The sequence below is a fragment of the Pseudomonas sp. NGC7 genome, assembly GCF_047159675.1.
GTDB lineage: Bacteria > Pseudomonadota > Gammaproteobacteria > Pseudomonadales > Pseudomonadaceae > Aquipseudomonas > Aquipseudomonas kermanshahensis.
The window spans coordinates 5,053,286-5,067,096 of sequence record NZ_BAAFZY010000001.1; the positions used below are offsets into that span (position 1 = coordinate 5,053,286).

The 13,811-nt window shown below is 64.7% G+C and carries 15 protein-coding genes; 3 read left to right on the forward strand and 12 right to left on the reverse strand.

Annotation, left to right across the window (positions count from 1 at the left end; genetic code table 11):
* Positions 1-23 precede the first annotated feature (23 nt).
* The 11 genes from ACMCNM_RS22480 to ccmA all read right to left on the reverse strand — a co-directional run bounded on the left by ACMCNM_RS22480 (position 24) and on the right by ccmA (position 8,413).
* Positions 24-962 carry a 2-hydroxyacid dehydrogenase gene (locus tag ACMCNM_RS22480; RefSeq protein ID WP_412765454.1) on the reverse strand — a complete coding sequence of 313 codons (939 nt, stop codon included), beginning with the start codon at positions 960-962 and terminating at the stop codon, positions 24-26.
* A 96-nt stretch (positions 963-1,058) separates the two neighbouring features.
* Positions 1,059-1,478, reverse strand: a complete 420-nt coding sequence (locus ACMCNM_RS22485) for a hypothetical protein (protein WP_027592990.1) — start codon at positions 1,476-1,478, stop codon at positions 1,059-1,061.
* Between the two features lie 12 nt (positions 1,479-1,490).
* The gene (ccmI, locus tag ACMCNM_RS22490) at positions 1,491-2,681 is read right to left on the reverse strand and encodes a c-type cytochrome biogenesis protein CcmI (RefSeq protein ID WP_412765455.1); all 1,191 of its coding nucleotides are present in this window, start codon (positions 2,679-2,681) and stop codon (positions 1,491-1,493) included.
* The gene (locus ACMCNM_RS22495) at positions 2,674-3,162 is read right to left on the reverse strand and encodes a cytochrome c-type biogenesis protein (protein WP_412765456.1); all 489 of its coding nucleotides are present in this window, start codon (positions 3,160-3,162) and stop codon (positions 2,674-2,676) included. The genes ccmI and ACMCNM_RS22495 overlap by 8 nt, the downstream gene beginning before the upstream one ends.
* Complete coding sequence (locus tag ACMCNM_RS22500) at positions 3,159-3,695, reverse strand: DsbE family thiol:disulfide interchange protein (RefSeq protein WP_027592993.1); 537 nt, start codon at positions 3,693-3,695, stop codon at positions 3,159-3,161. Before ACMCNM_RS22500 ends, ACMCNM_RS22495 begins: the two co-directional genes overlap by 4 nt.
* The gene (locus ACMCNM_RS22505; RefSeq protein ID WP_177323878.1) at positions 3,692-5,665 is read right to left on the reverse strand and encodes a heme lyase CcmF/NrfE family subunit; all 1,974 of its coding nucleotides are present in this window, start codon (positions 5,663-5,665) and stop codon (positions 3,692-3,694) included. The genes ACMCNM_RS22500 and ACMCNM_RS22505 overlap by 4 nt, the downstream gene beginning before the upstream one ends.
* Before the next feature lie 11 nt (positions 5,666-5,676).
* Complete coding sequence (gene ccmE / locus ACMCNM_RS22510) at positions 5,677-6,132, reverse strand: cytochrome c maturation protein CcmE (RefSeq protein ID WP_412765457.1); 456 nt, start codon at positions 6,130-6,132, stop codon at positions 5,677-5,679.
* Positions 6,129-6,305 (reverse strand): heme exporter protein CcmD, encoded by a 177-nt coding sequence (ccmD, locus tag ACMCNM_RS22515; protein WP_099428656.1) that lies wholly within the window; start codon positions 6,303-6,305, stop codon positions 6,129-6,131. The genes ccmE and ccmD overlap by 4 nt, the downstream gene beginning before the upstream one ends.
* Complete coding sequence (locus tag ACMCNM_RS22520) at positions 6,302-7,069, reverse strand: heme ABC transporter permease (RefSeq protein WP_027592997.1); 768 nt, start codon at positions 7,067-7,069, stop codon at positions 6,302-6,304. Before ACMCNM_RS22520 ends, ccmD begins: the two co-directional genes overlap by 4 nt.
* 46 nt (positions 7,070-7,115) lie before the next feature.
* Complete coding sequence (gene ccmB, locus ACMCNM_RS22525; RefSeq protein WP_371097214.1) at positions 7,116-7,793, reverse strand: heme exporter protein CcmB; 678 nt, start codon at positions 7,791-7,793, stop codon at positions 7,116-7,118.
* On the reverse strand, positions 7,781-8,413 hold the full coding sequence (gene ccmA / locus ACMCNM_RS22530) for a cytochrome c biogenesis heme-transporting ATPase CcmA (protein ID WP_412765458.1): 633 nt from the start codon (positions 8,411-8,413) through the stop codon (positions 7,781-7,783). Before ccmA ends, ccmB begins: the two co-directional genes overlap by 13 nt.
* A 165-nt stretch (positions 8,414-8,578) precedes the next feature.
* Between ccmA and ACMCNM_RS22535 the strand changes: the two genes are divergently transcribed.
* The 3 genes from ACMCNM_RS22535 (at position 8,579) to ACMCNM_RS22545 (ending at position 13,290) form a co-directional block, all read left to right on the forward strand.
* Positions 8,579-10,135: a flagellar hook-length control protein FliK gene (locus ACMCNM_RS22535; protein ID WP_412765459.1), complete on the forward strand. Its 1,557-nt coding sequence runs from the start codon at positions 8,579-8,581 to the stop codon at positions 10,133-10,135.
* Positions 10,132-10,470: an EscU/YscU/HrcU family type III secretion system export apparatus switch protein gene (locus ACMCNM_RS22540; protein WP_412765460.1), complete on the forward strand. Its 339-nt coding sequence runs from the start codon at positions 10,132-10,134 to the stop codon at positions 10,468-10,470. Before ACMCNM_RS22535 ends, ACMCNM_RS22540 begins: the two co-directional genes overlap by 4 nt.
* A gap of 81 nt (positions 10,471-10,551) precedes the next feature.
* On the forward strand, positions 10,552-13,290 hold the full coding sequence (locus ACMCNM_RS22545) for a dermonecrotic toxin domain-containing protein (RefSeq protein ID WP_412765461.1): 2,739 nt from the start codon (positions 10,552-10,554) through the stop codon (positions 13,288-13,290).
* A 125-nt stretch (positions 13,291-13,415) separates the two neighbouring features.
* Here the strand turns inward: ACMCNM_RS22545 and ACMCNM_RS22550 are convergent, their stop codons facing one another.
* On the reverse strand, positions 13,416-13,811 hold the full coding sequence (locus ACMCNM_RS22550; protein WP_186703707.1) for a DUF2802 domain-containing protein: 396 nt from the start codon (positions 13,809-13,811) through the stop codon (positions 13,416-13,418).

Consider the following 13,811-nt stretch of genomic DNA (forward strand, 5'->3'; position numbering starts at 1 on the left):
GCCGGGCTCATGGGTGAAAAGAGTCAGTTTCGTACCGGGGTCAGCACCGGCTCACCGGCAAAGAACGCCTGCAGATTGCGCACTACCAACGTCACTGTTTCGCGCGCGGCCTCCGGCGACTGGCCCGCCACATGGGGCGTCAGCACCGTGTTGCCGAGCGCCTTGAGGGCATCGGGCACTGCCGGCTCGTCGTCGAACACGTCCAGGGCGGCACCGGCAAGCTGGCCGCCCGCCAGCGCCACCACCATGGCCTGGGTGTCCACCACGCTGGCACGGGCGATGTTGACCAAGTAGCCCTCGGCGCCGAGGGCTTTGAGCACCGGTGCATCGACCAAGTGACGGGTAGCGGCGCCGCCTGGCGTGGCCACGACCAGAATGTCGACGGCATCGGCCAGGTGCAGCGGGCTGTCGTACCAGGTGTACGGCACATCCGGGCGCGGCGTGCGGCTGTGGTAGCTGATGCTCATGTCGAAGCCGAGGCTGGCGCGCTTGGCGATCGCCAGCCCCACCGCGCCCAGGCCGAGAATGCCCAAGCGCTTGCCGCTCACCGACGGGCTGATCACACGGTTCCACTCGCCACGGCGGGTACTGGCATCGGCACGGGGAATGTCACGCAGCAGCGCGAGCACCATTGCCAGGGTATGGTCGGCGACCGCGGCGGCATTGGCCCCGGCACCGTTGGTCACCGTGATACCGCGCGCGGCGGCGGCGGCCAGGTCGACCTGCTCGTAGCCGGCACCGATCACGCAGATGATCTGCAAGTGGGGCAGCGCCTCGATTTCTGCGGCAGTCAGGCCCAATGGGCCCCGGGTGAGCACGGCATCGATTTCGCGGGCGTGGCGCTGGATGGCTTCGGTACGCAGTTGCGGCGACGGTGCGCGGATCAGCCGATAACCCGCCTGCTCCAGCAGGGGCAGGTAATCGTCGACGGTTTCCACCAACACCAGGACTGTCTTGCTCATGCCACCTCCGCGTCTGATCGAAGGGGCATTATGCGTATTCAGCGGGCGGTACAGTCAATCGATAAATCAGCAGAAAACTGTACTGTACCGGGCAATTTACTGGGCGAACGCCCGCCCAAGCCCACCGGGTACACCGCTGCTGTCGGTGTCCTGCCATGGGCCGTCGGGGCTCAGTGACCAGCTCCAGCCCCCGTCGTAGCGGTAGTAGGTGCGCTGGCGGTAGAAGGTGTTGGGTTTTTTCTCCAGCACGTACACGCCCAGCTTAGGGTCCCAATGGCTGGAACCACCCGGTGGCGGTGCAAAGCTGGCAGACGTGCGGGGCATCGGCTTGGGTGTCGCTGCGGGTTTGCTCGGTTGGGTCGAAGGCTGCCCGCCCGGCAACGGCTTGACCACCGGCCCCTGATGCGGTGGTAGCCGCTCGATCGGTGGCGCGGGCTGCTCGTAAGGTTCATGCACCGTACACGCGGACAAACCCAGGGCCAGGGTGATCAGGGTCAGGCGGACGGTGCTGTGCATAGCAATGCTCTCTTACGGGTCTGGGCTGTCGATGGTCAGGTGTTGCGTGGCCTGAGTGGCAGTGGCCAGTGGCGAACCCTGGCCGATCCACTCGCCATGAGTGGGCTGGCCGGCACGCGACACACGGGCAACGAGTTGGACTTCAGTAAAGTCCGACAGTTTCATCTGCGGCATCATCGCGTCGGCATCAGACAACTCCACCTCGATCGGCAACTGCGCCACGGTCACCCGCTTCGCTGCCAGCGGCATGGGCGGGCCATTACTGGCACGGGCGAAAATGAACACCGTGTCGTCGGGCTTGACCTTGTCTTTGAGCGCCGCTGCCAGCTCCACACGCACCTTCAGCCGGGCAGCCACGGGTGTGACGGTTTGGCCAGGCTCACCGCCCAGGCGCTCGGCAGCCCGGTCGATACCGCCTTGCAAGGCGGCGCGCGAAGCATCGCCTTCAGGCAGTTGCGCCAGCAGGCGTTTCCAGTAGTCGATGGCTTCCTGGTAACGCTCACCCTCGAATGCAGCAATGCCGCGCAGGCCCAGGCTGGTCACTTCGTTCGGGTCAGCCTTGAGGGCTTCATCGGTCAACGCCTGCAGTTGCGGGTTCCACTGTTTGTCAGCGGCAAAGTACTGCGCTTGGGCCCATTGCCCCAGCAACTCGGGCTGACGGCCCGCCAGGGCCACGGCACGTTCGAAGGTACGCGCCGCATCGCCCGGACGCTGTTCGGCCATGTAGGCACGCCCAAGGAAATACAGGGCTTCGGCGGAATCCGGCTGGGCCTTCACGACACGCTCAAGGCGCGTGGTCATCTCGTCCATGGTCTTGGGCGCCTGGGCAAATTCCTGGGTCAGCTCGACTTTGTCCGCCGCGCCAAAGTGCAGGTACAGCCCCAACGCCATCAGCGGCACCAACACCGCCGCCAACAGCGGCAGCGCTTTGCCCAGATGGCCTTGGCGCGCGGCCTCGCCACCTTCGGTGTCAGCCAGCAGTTCACGGGCTGCTTCGTCACGGCCTTTGGCCAATTGCACGTCATCGAGCACGCCAGCGGCTTGCTGCGCAGCCAGTTCGGCCACGCGCTCCTGGTACAGGGCGACGTTCAGGGCGGTGCGGTCTTCCTCTTGCTGACGGCGACGGCCACGCAGGATCGGGATCAGCAGAAAGCTGAGGGCAGCGAGCAGCAGCAGGCCCGCGCTAAGCCAGAATTCAATCATGGGTCTGTTCTTTTTCCAGCAGTTTGGCGAGACGCTCGCGTTCGTCGACGGATAGCTCATGTTCACCTTGGGCCGCTGCACCGCGGCGGCGGCGAACGATCACCAGCAGCACCACGAAGCCACCGGCCAGCAGGATCCCCGGGCCGAACCACAGCAGCCAGGTGCGCCCGCTGAGCGCGGGCTTGTAGCGCACGAAGTCGCCATAGCGGTCGACCATGAAGTCGACGATCTGCTCGTTGTTCTTGCCTTCGCCCAGCATGCGGAAGATTTCGCGGCGCAGGTCGGCGGCAATCGGTGCGTTGGAGTCGGCGATGTCCTGGTTCTGGCACTTCGGGCAGCGCAGCTCCTTGGTCAGTTGCTGATACCGCTCACGCTCGGCGTCATCGCGGAACTGGTAGGTATCGATGGCCGCCCTGGCCACGCCCGCCACGCCCAGGCCCAGGGCCAAACCCAGTACGGCTGCTGCCAGCCCGCGCTTCATGGCTTGGCCTCATCGACCAGGCCCTGGTACAGCGGCGCCAGCTGTTCGCGCCAGACGCTGGCATCGACAATGCCCACGTGCTTGTAGCGGATGATGCCCTTGGCGTCGATCAGGAAGGTTTCCGGCGCGCCATACACGCCCAGGTCCAGGCCCAGGGTGCCCTGCTCGTCGCGGATATCCAGCTGGTAGGGGTTGTGGAACTCGGCCAGCCACTTCAGCGCCGCGCCATTGTCATCCTTGTAGTTGACACCGTGGATCACCACGCCCTGCTCGGCCAGCTGGTTCAGGTACGGGTGCTCGACCTTGCACGAAGGGCACCAGGTCCCCCACACGTTGACCAACGCCGGGCGGCCCAACAGGTCGGCCTGGGTCAGGTTGCGATCACCTTGCACCGAGGCCAGGGAAAATGCCGGGAAGGGCTTGCCGATCATCGCCGAAGGCAGTTCGTCGGGTTTGAGGAACAAGCCTTTGTAGAGGAAAACCGCCACCAGCAGAAACACCGCCAGTGGCACCACCATGATCCAACGCTTCATGCAGCTGCTCCAGACACGCCCAGGACATCACGCACCCGGGTCTTGACCTTGACGCGGTAACGCCGGTCCAGGGCCGCCAGCAAACCGCCCAGGCCGGTCAGCAGACCGCCCAGCCAGATCCAGCGGACATAAGGCTTGATATGCACACGCACCGCCCAAGCGCCGTTTTCCAACGGCTCGCCCAGGGCCACGTACAGGTCGCGGGTGAAGCCGGCGTCGATGCCGGCTTCGGTCATCATCGACTGCTGCACGGTGTACAGCCGCTTCTCAGGGTGCAGCGTGGTCACTTCGCGACCGTCGCGAGACACCACCACGGTACCCTTGTCGGAAATGAAGTTCGGCCCCTCGAAGTGCTTGGCACCCTGGAACAGGAAGTGATAACCGCCAAGCTCCACGCTTTCGCCCGGCGCCATGCGCAGGTCGCGTTCGGCACTGTTGTTGCTGGACAACACCACGCCCAGTGCGCACACCGCCAGGCCCAGATGCGCCAGCTGCATGCCCCAGTAGCTGCGGGTAAGGCCACCCATGCCTTTGGCCAGGCCCTTGTGGCGGGTCTTGTCGAGCACATCACGCAACCCGCTGAGTACGACCCAGGCCGCCAGGGCAAAGGCCGTCAGCGTTGGCCAGTCGAAGTCGTCGACGATGAAGCCCGCGACCGGGGCGAGCACTGCGCTGCCGATCAGAACCGGGGTCATCATGCTTGCCAGCCATTTGCCGGGCGTGTCCTTCCAGCGCACCACCACGCCCACCCCAAGCACCACCATCAGCAGTGCCATCAGCGGCAGGAACAACGCATCGAAGTAAGGCGGGCCGACCGACAGCTTGGCCCCGGTCAGGGCATCAAGTACCAGGGGGTACAGCGTGCCCAGCAGGATCATCGAGGCCGCCACCACCAGCACCAGGTTATTGGCCAACAGCAGCGTTTCGCGCGACCACAGGGCAAAGCCGACCTGGCTTTTTACCACCGGCGCACGCAGGGCGAACAGGGTGAGCGAGCCACCCACCACGAACAGCAGGAAGATCAGGATGAACACGCCGCGTGACGGGTCAGCGGCAAAGGCATGCACCGAGGTCAGCACCCCGGAACGGACCAGGAAGGTGCCCAACAGGCTCAACGAGAAGGCAGCAATGGCCAGCAGCACGGTCCAGCTCTTGAACACGCCACGCTTCTCGGTCACCGCCAGCGAGTGGATCAATGCCGTGCCCACCAGCCAAGGCATGAACGAGGCGTTTTCCACCGGGTCCCAGAACCACCAGCCGCCCCAACCCAGCTCGTAGTAAGCCCACCACGAGCCCAGGGTGATGCCCACGCCAAGGAAGGCCCAGGCGACGATGGTCCACGGCCGCGACCAGCGTGCCCAGGCGGCATCAAGGCGCCCGCCAAGCAAGGCGGCGATGGCGAAGGCAAAGGCCACCGAGAAGCCCACGTAGCCCATGTACAGCATCGGCGGGTGGACGATCAGGCCGATGTCCTGCAGCAACGGGTTGAGGTCACGGCCATCGGTCGGCACTTGCGGCAGCAGGCGCTGGAATGGGTTGGAGGTGATGATCAAAAAGCTCAGGAAGCCCACGCTGATCATGCCCATCACCGCCAGCACACGGGCCAGCATCACTTGCGGCAGCTGGCGCGAGAACACCGACACGGCGAAGGTCCAGCCGCCCAGGATCAACGCCCAGAGCAGCAACGAACCCTCGTGCGCGCCCCACACGGCACTGAATTTGAAGTACCAGGGCAAGGCGCTGTTGGAGTTGCTGGCGACGTAGGCGACCGAGAAGTTGTCGGTCATGAAGGCATGGGTAAGGCAGGCAAATGCAAAGGTCAGGAAGGCGAATTGCCCCCAGGCCGCCGGGCGTGCCAGGCTCATCCACAGGCTGTCGCCGCGCCAGGCGCCGAGCAGCGGCACACTGGCCTGCACGGCGGCGAAGCAGATGGCCAGGATCATCGCCAACTGGCCGAGTTCGGGTATCACCAGTGCCGCGTTCATGGTTTGGCCCCCGCGCCGGCGGCGGCTTGGCCGCTTTCTTTCAGGGCCTTGGTGACCTCGGGCGGCATGTATTTTTCGTCGTGCTTGGCCAGCACTTCATCGGCCACCACCACGCCCTCGGCATTGAGCTTGCCCAGGGCAACGATGCCCTGCCCTTCGCGGAACAGGTCGGGGAGGATGCCGCGGTAGGTGATCGGCACCGACTTGTTGAAGTCGGTGACCACGAAGCGCACGTCGAGCGAGTCGGCCGAACGCTCCACCGAGCCTTTTTCGACCATGCCACCGGCACGGATACGGGTATCCTGAGGCGCCTCGCCGTTGGCGATCTGGGTCGGCGTGTAGAACAGGTTGATGTTCTGCTGCAAGGCGCTCAGGGCAAAGCCGACGGCAATCCCGACACCGACCAACAGGCCGACGATGAGCAACAGGCGTTTCTTGCGCTGCGGATTCACTGGTTGTTCTCCCGGCGCAAACGGCGCGCCTCTTCTTGCAGGTAGCGACGGCGGGCCAGCAGCGGCGCGGCGACATTCAGCGCCAGCACCGCCAGGCAGATGCCATAGGCCGTCCACACGTACAGGCCATGGTGGCCCATGGCGAGAAAATCACCGAACGAGGCAAAACTCATCGTGCGGCCCTCCGCCCCAGGCTGTTCAATACTTCCTCCTTGACCCAACTGGCGCGTGCCTCACGCTTGAGCACTTCAAGGCGCATGCGCATCAACAGCACCACGCCGAAGAAGCAGTAGAAACCCAGCGCCGTGCACAGCAGCGGCAACCACATTTCGGCAGGCATCGCGGGTTTTTCGGTCAGGGTGAACGTGGCGCCCTGGTGCAGGGTGTTCCACCACTCCACTGAGTACTTGATGATCGGGATGTTGATCACACCGACAATCGCCAGCACCGCACAGGCCTTGGCCGCGCTGTCACGATTACTGATTGCCTGGCCCAGTGCAATGATGCCGAAGTACAGGAACAGCAGAATCAACATCGACGTAAGGCGGGCATCCCACACCCACCAGCTGCCCCAGGTCGGCTTGCCCCAGATGGCACCGGTGACCAGCGCTACGGCGGTCATCCAGGCGCCGATCGGCGCTGCGCACTGCAGGGCGACGTCGGCCAGTTTCATCTTCCACACCAGCCCCACCACCCCAGCCACCGCCAGCAGCACGTAGCAGGACTGCGCCAGCATCGCCGCCGGCACATGGATGTAGATGATGCGGAAACTGTTGCCCTGCTGGTAGTCCTGGGGCGCGAATGCCAGGCCCCAGGTGATGCCCACCAGCAACAGCGCGAGGGAGGCAATGGCCAGCCACGGCAACATACGGCCGCTGATGGCATAGAACCATTTGGGGGAACCGAGCTTGTGGAACCACGTCCAACTCATTTTCATCAGGGTACATCCAGGGTATTAGCCAGGCTTGAGAGCCCAGGACTCGTTATTCGCCGACGCTGATCTTCAGGCCGGCCGCTATCGCAAAGGGTGCCAGTGTCACCGCCAGGGCCGTGAGGCTGGCAAGCCAGAGCAGATGGCCGGTGGCTGGCATATTCTGCAACGCCGCCTGCAACGCACCACTGCCCAGGATCAATACAGGGATATACAACGGCAGAATCAGCAATGCCAGCAGCAGACCACCGCGTTTAAGACCGACCGTCAGCGCCGCCCCCACCGCGCCCAACAGGCTCAGCACGGGCGTACCCAGCAGCAACGAGGCGAGCAGCACAGGCAGGCAATGGCTCGGCAGCCCCAGCATCAGTGCCAACAGTGGCGCCAACAATACCAGCGCCAGGCCGGAAAAGATCCAGTGCGCCAGCACCTTGGCCAATACCAGGAGCGCCAGCGGATGCGGCGACAGCACCCATTGCTCCAAAGAGCCATCCTCGAAATCGCTGCGGAATAGGCCGTCCAGCGACAGCAGCACGGCCAGCAAGGCCGCCACCCACACCAGGCCCGGCGACAAGGTTTGCAACAATTGGCTCTCAGGGCCGACCGCCAGCGGGAACAGGGCCACGACGATGGCGAAGAACACCAGCGGGTTGGCCAGCTCGGCTGGGCGACGGAACAACAGGCGCGCTTCGCGGCGCAACAACAGGATGAATACGCTCATGCCGCCCATTGCCCCAGGTTCAGTTCACGGTAGCCCGACGGTTTGCGTTCGAGGCTGTGGTGGGTGGTCAGCACCACGGTGCCGCCCTGCTCGCAATGCGCCGCCAGGTGCGCTTCGAGCTGCGCCACGCCTTGTTTGTCGAGGGCGGTGAACGGCTCGTCGAGAATCCACAAGGGGGGGCCTTCGAGGTACAAGCGGGCCAGGGCCACACGGCGCTGCTGGCCGGCGGACAAGGTATGGCAAGGCACGTCTTCGAAACCGCGCAGGCCGACCGCCGCCAACGCCGCCCAGATTGCCTCGGCGTTGGCCGGTTGGTGCAAAGCACAGAGCCAGGTGAGGTTCTCCTCGGCGGTGAGCAGGTCCTTGATCCCCGCAGCATGGCCAATCCACAGCAGGATGCTGGCCAGGGCATGGCGCTGTTCGGCCAACGGCTGGCCGCCGAGCAGAATCTGCCCGGCAGTCGGCTGCATCAACCCGGCCAGCAGGCGCAACAAGCTCGTCTTGCCGCTGCCGTTGGGGCCACTGATCTGCAGCATGTCGCCGGGCCGCAGCTCGAAATCCAGGTGCTCGAACAGCAGGCGCCAGTCGCGCTCGCAGGCCAGGCCCGCGGCTTGGAGGTGAAGGGTCACGGTTTCGCCTTATCTGTGTAGGGTTCAAGACCAGTCGCCGATCTTGAACCCAGTGCCTCAAGTCGCCCCCCTCCCTGCCGTTACAGTGGCAGTGGCGGACGGGCGGCATTATTACATGCACGGCCTCGCTGCCAAGAGGGCGGGTTCGACAGGTTGTATACAATCATGACTGAAATCAATAGTCTCGGCGCACAAACCGCGATCAGCGCCCAGACCATCAAGGCGGGCATGACCGGCGAACTGCTGCGCCTCACGCAAGCACAACCCGGCTTGCTGGCCCCGGGCGAAACGGCGCAGGCCGAGGTGTTGTCGATGCGCCAGCTGGGCCGGGAATTCCAGCTTGTGCTGCGGCTGATGCAGGCCAACGGCGCCCAGACCCAACTGCACGCCAGTGCCAGCCAGCCCTTGCCCCCGGGCAGCCAGGTCACGGTCAGTCAAACCGAAGGCAATCGCCTGGCCATCCTGTTGCAACAGGCCAGCACCAGCAACATCGCTGCCCTCACCCGCCTGGACACCGCCAAGGTACCGGTCGGCACCTTGCTGCAAGGCAAGGTCCTGACCAACCAGCCCATCCTTCAAGCGCAGGGCCAGGCCGCCGGTTACCGTTCGCTGGTCAGCCTGCTCAACAGTGCCCAGGCCGGCGCCACCCTGACCATCGACAGCCCACGCCCGCTGCCGGTGGGCAGCCTGCTCAGCGCGCGGGTGCAAGGCGACCAGTCGCTGCAATTCGTGCCACTCAGTGGCCGGCAAGACCAGCTGAGCATTGCCCAGCAACTGCTCACCCAGCAAAACCGTCAGGCCTCGTTACCTGGCCTGCTCAGCGCATTGCAGCAGCTCGCCCGCGACCCCGGCGCCAACGGCGAATTGCGCGCGACCGCCGACCGTGTGCTCGCCGGCCTGCCCGACGCGCGCCAGCTCGGCGATGCCAAGGCCGTCGCCCAGGCCCTGAACAACAGCGGCGTCTTCCTCGAGGCAAAGCTGCTGGGCGGCCTGCCAGCAAGCGTCGCCACCGACCTCAAGGCGCACCTGCTCAGGTTGGTGACACAGGCCTCGGTCACCTCACCCGGCGCACCCGCCCTAGCGCCCAGCACCTTGGCCCTGACAATGCCGGCCTTGGCGCGCGGGGCGCTGGGCATGCTCGACCGAGTCAGCCCGAAACCCCAGCCGGGGGCGTTTCCGCTGCCATCACGGCTGCTCAAGGCCATGGAAGACGAAGGTGACCTGCAACAACTGCTGCGCCTGGCCGCGGCGGCTGTCTCGCGCCTGCAAAGCCACGCCATGAGCAGCCTGCAGCAAACTGGCACCCTTGAAAACGGCAACCTGCAAACCACCTGGCAGACCGAAGTCCCCATTCGCCATGGCCAGGAGTTCATCCCGCTGCAGGTCAAGCTGCAACGCGAGGAAACGCCGCAGCAGCAGGCCGACCGCCAGCAGGCATCGCAAGACCCGCTGCAGGCCCTGTGGCGCATCGAACTGGCCTTTGACCTCGCGCCGCTTGGCCCGCTGCAAGTCCAGGCCCAGTTGAGCCAGGGCCGCTTGAATGGCCAGCTGTGGGCAGAACGTGAACCCACCGCACGGCTGATCGACAGCCAGCTCGGCACATTGCGCGAGCGCCTGCTGGCCCGCGGCCTGGACGTCGGCGACCTGGAATGCCACCCCGGCATCCCCCCTCAAGGCCCCCGCACGCGGGTAGAACAACGCTGGGTGGACGAAAACGCATGACCCTCAAAACACCCCGCCAGGCCATTGCCCTGAGCTACGACGGCCAACAGGCACCCACCCTCAGCGCCAAGGGCGACGATGCCTTGGCCGAAGCCATCCTCGCCCTGGCCCGCCAACACGAGGTGCCGATCTACGAGAACGCCGAGCTGGTGCGCCTGCTGGCCCGGCTGGAGCTAGGCGATCAGATACCCGAGGCGCTGTACCTGACCATCGCCGAGATCATTGCCTTTGCCTGGCAACTGCGCGGCAAGGTGCCGCCAGGCTTTGACGATTCCACAAAACCCGAGCGTGACGTCACCGAGTTGTTGCCGCGCCTGCCCGGCCAAGCGGGCTGAACCGTCCGCAAGCATTATCTACCGTCGCCCCCTTGCCCTGTCGGTCGATCCTGTGGTTTTTCCCGAGCCACGGAGACCGACATGCCGACCACCCACATTAACGCGGCTGGCGTGCAGTACGTACGCAACCACCTAGCCACCCTGCCCCGACCCGACCGCGACGCCAAGCAGTCCATCCAGGACTGGCTGGCGACACAAGGCGTGCACCTGGACCCCGACCAGGTCGAGGTGGTGACGCTGCACATACACCCGGCCGGAGCCACCCAGTACCAGGCACAGGTAGTGCAGCGTGTGAGCCTGACGCAAGCCGTACTGATGAACTGGCAAGGGGAATCCAACAACGACTTTTTCGGCGGCCTGTTCAAAGCCCCCTGGGCCGGCAGGCTGCCCGAAGACGGCCCAATCACCTGTGTCGAGCAACTCCCGGCACAACCACACGTCGACAACGGGGCCTGGTATGAGGTGTTCAACGGCTTGTTCAAGCGGACCGAACCTGCCCGCTACGACCACTCGACGCTGCTGAACGTGCGCGCCGAAGCCCTGCAGCGTCACATCGAGGCTCTGGACTTCCACACGCGCTACAAGGCGTCGCTCGACGCCTACTGGCACGACCAACTGCCCAGCTACCGCCTGTGCTGCAAACTCAACTTCCTTGCTGCCTGCAACAAGCAGATCGGCGACGGCAGCCTCAGCGACGCCGCGCGCCAACTGGCCTGGCGCGCGGCCGATGTCATCCCACGCGGCAAGGGTCTGCGCCTGAGCACCCTGAGCATTTACGGCTACGCATCCACGGACCTGCTGTACATCAACGACAGCCACAGCGACCTGACGTTGCTCTATGTACCCGGCAACAGCTCGCCCCTGCTGGAATTCGCCAGCGAAGCCCTGTTGAAAGATTGGGTCGGCCAACACTGCAAGGACGCCACCCGGCGCCAGGCGCTCAAGCAACACTTTCGCTTGGCCGATGGCCCCCAGGGTATCGACTTCAGCGGCCTGGACACCGCCCTTGAAGGCTTGGGCGAATATCCACGCAGCCATCGCCTGCCACCGGAACATGGCTTTTTCAACGACGACGGCACCTGGCCCCCGCGCACCTATGTCAACTACCGCCCCGGCAAGTACAACCCGCGGATCACCGGCGACCTGTTCCAGGCCATGGCCCTGCGTCAGCGGCAGCGCTGCTACGACGATGCCGACTTCATCATCACCAGCAACAGCGAGATCAGCAAACGCCAATGGCGCAGTTACCTCAACAGCACGCTCAACCTGCTGGCGCCGCTGACCTTCGTGGTGCCCGGCCTGGCGCCCTTGCTGGCGCTGGGCGGTATCGTGCAACTGGGTCTGGGCCTTGACCAAGCCATCAATGGCAAGACCCTGCACGACAAGCTCGACGGCATCGGCAACATCACCTACGGCCTGCTCAATGCAACGCCGCTGGCACTGGAAGCGGTGGCCAAAGGCAAGGGCCTGCTGCGTTTCGAGCAGGACGGCTTCGTCGCCCCGCGCCGGGTGAACGAGCAGTGGGGTTACCCGCTGAGCCCTTCCGACCCACCACATTTACCCCCGGTGGATGTCGCGCCTTACTTCCACCGCCCTGCCCCCATCGCGCCATTGCCGGACGGCGATGCCGCAGTGGCCAACTCTATACGGCGCTACCCGCGGTACAACGGCGACACCGATCGTATGATCAGCTATTACGAGGAGACGCCGGATTACCCGGAAGAGCTTGAATTGGTTTATGACATGCAGGCCGACCTGTTCATCACCGAGGAAGGCACCAATGAGGTAGACCCGACCTACTTCGAAGCCGAACCGCTCACCGGCAACATGCGCCTAGCCAACCCCGAAGGCCGGGCCGTCACCGACCCGATGCGCATGGCATCACTGCGTGGCCTGGGTATCGACCTGCAACTGCCTGTGCAGCTACCCAGCCCATTTCCCGCCGGCGCTCGCCCCATCCCGCAACGGATTACATCGCTGTGGGTAGGCGACAAGACACTTGGCCCCGAGCTGCTTGAGACGTTGGCTGGCAATGCCCGGCGCCTGGAGGAAGGCCCGTACCAGTACCGGCTGTACCTCTCCAAGGCAAACCCGCAGGCCTATGCGCACAACGTCGATGAACTGGCCAGGAACGTGCCGGGGCTGCAAGTACTGCCATTGGAGGACCAGGCGTTTTTCAAAGCCTTCGAGCAGAGTCAGTATTTCAGCCATTACCAGGCAGCGATCGAGGGCAATAATGGCGTGGCCACCAACTTCTCTTCCGCGTCAGACGTGTTGCGCTACCCGATGCTGCACGCCGAAGGTGGGCTGTACATGGACGTCGATGACGAACTATTGGGCCAAAGCGCACAGGCGGCGATCAATGATGTGGAGCTCGCGACCACCGATGACGGGTTGCTCCTGCATCCGCCCATGTCCAACCAGAAACTGGGCATGAACACCCTGTATAACACCAGCATGATCGGCAGCCATGCCGGCAACCCGACGTTGCTGGCGATATCGGAAGAGATGCAGGCGCGTTTTCTCGCCGACCCGGACTTCTACCGGGCGCGGCCGACCCTGGCCAGCGACCCGCGAGGGTTCTATGCGTACGCCAAACGCCTCAGCCATATCACCGGCCCGGCGATGCTCAACGCCGTGACCGACCGCTTGCTGCCCGACCTGTACCTGATTCGTCAGTTGTACAACCTGTACGCGATGCCGCGCATCAACAGCTTTCTGTATGTCGACATGGAGGCCTTGCGCCTGGTCTGGCATGACCGCTTGCCGCTCAATCGCCTGGCCAAGGTAGGTGGGATGCATTCCTGGGCTACCACCTGACCTGTGAGCAATTGGGGCTGCTGCGCAGCCCTTCGCAGCACAAGGCTGCTCCTACAAAATGGCGCTGTACCTGTAGGAGCAGCCTTGCGCTGCGAAGGGCCGCACAGCGGCTCCAGGGGTTCAGCTCACTCGGTGCGGTGCAACTTGCTCATCAACTCCGCCTCGGCCTGGGTCAGGCCGCAGGTCTCGGTCAGCTCGGACACGCTCGCGCCCATGCCGACCAGCTTGGCCGCCTGGCTGAAGGTGACGCTGCTGGGGTCACGCTGCTCCAGCCGCTCCAGCCGATCCGGCAAGGTGGCCAACGTCTCGCGCAGGTCATGGATGGCCTCACCCATGCGCACGGTACCGTTCTGGTAGTCGTCCAGGCGCTTGGCCAGGTCCTTGATACGCTGATCACGCAGCGCATCGCCCGCAGCCTGTTGCGCCGCCAGCTCGCGCTGACGCTTGGTGTGGTTGAGGAACATCCACACGCCCAGCGCCCAAAGCAGCGCCAGGAAGATGACAGCAACCTCGAGGATCAA

What these genes read in the sequence shown, in the direction of transcription:
- ACMCNM_RS22480 (WP_412765454.1), bottom strand. Translation starts at nt 962, where the DNA reads ATGAGCAAGACAGTCCTGGTGTTGGTGGAAACCGTCGACGATTACCTG.
- ACMCNM_RS22485 (WP_027592990.1), bottom strand. Translation starts at nt 1,478, where the DNA reads ATGCACAGCACCGTCCGCCTGACCCTGATCACCCTGGCCCTGGGTTTG.
- ccmI (WP_412765455.1), bottom strand. Translation starts at nt 2,681, where the DNA reads ATGATTGAATTCTGGCTTAGCGCGGGCCTGCTGCTGCTCGCTGCCCTC.
- ACMCNM_RS22495 (WP_412765456.1), bottom strand. Translation starts at nt 3,162, where the DNA reads ATGAAGCGCGGGCTGGCAGCAGCCGTACTGGGTTTGGCCCTGGGCCTG.
- ACMCNM_RS22500 (WP_027592993.1), bottom strand. Translation starts at nt 3,695, where the DNA reads ATGAAGCGTTGGATCATGGTGGTGCCACTGGCGGTGTTTCTGCTGGTG.
- ccmD (WP_099428656.1), bottom strand. Translation starts at nt 6,305, where the DNA reads ATGAGTTTTGCCTCGTTCGGTGATTTTCTCGCCATGGGCCACCATGGC.
- ACMCNM_RS22520 (WP_027592997.1), bottom strand. Translation starts at nt 7,069, where the DNA reads ATGAAAATGAGTTGGACGTGGTTCCACAAGCTCGGTTCCCCCAAATGG.
- ccmB (WP_371097214.1), bottom strand. Translation starts at nt 7,793, where the DNA reads ATGGGCGGCATGAGCGTATTCATCCTGTTGTTGCGCCGCGAAGCGCGC.
- ACMCNM_RS22535 (WP_412765459.1), top strand. Translation starts at nt 8,579, where the DNA reads ATGACTGAAATCAATAGTCTCGGCGCACAAACCGCGATCAGCGCCCAG.
- ACMCNM_RS22540 (WP_412765460.1), top strand. Translation starts at nt 10,132, where the DNA reads ATGACCCTCAAAACACCCCGCCAGGCCATTGCCCTGAGCTACGACGGC.
- ACMCNM_RS22545 (WP_412765461.1), top strand. Translation starts at nt 10,552, where the DNA reads ATGCCGACCACCCACATTAACGCGGCTGGCGTGCAGTACGTACGCAAC.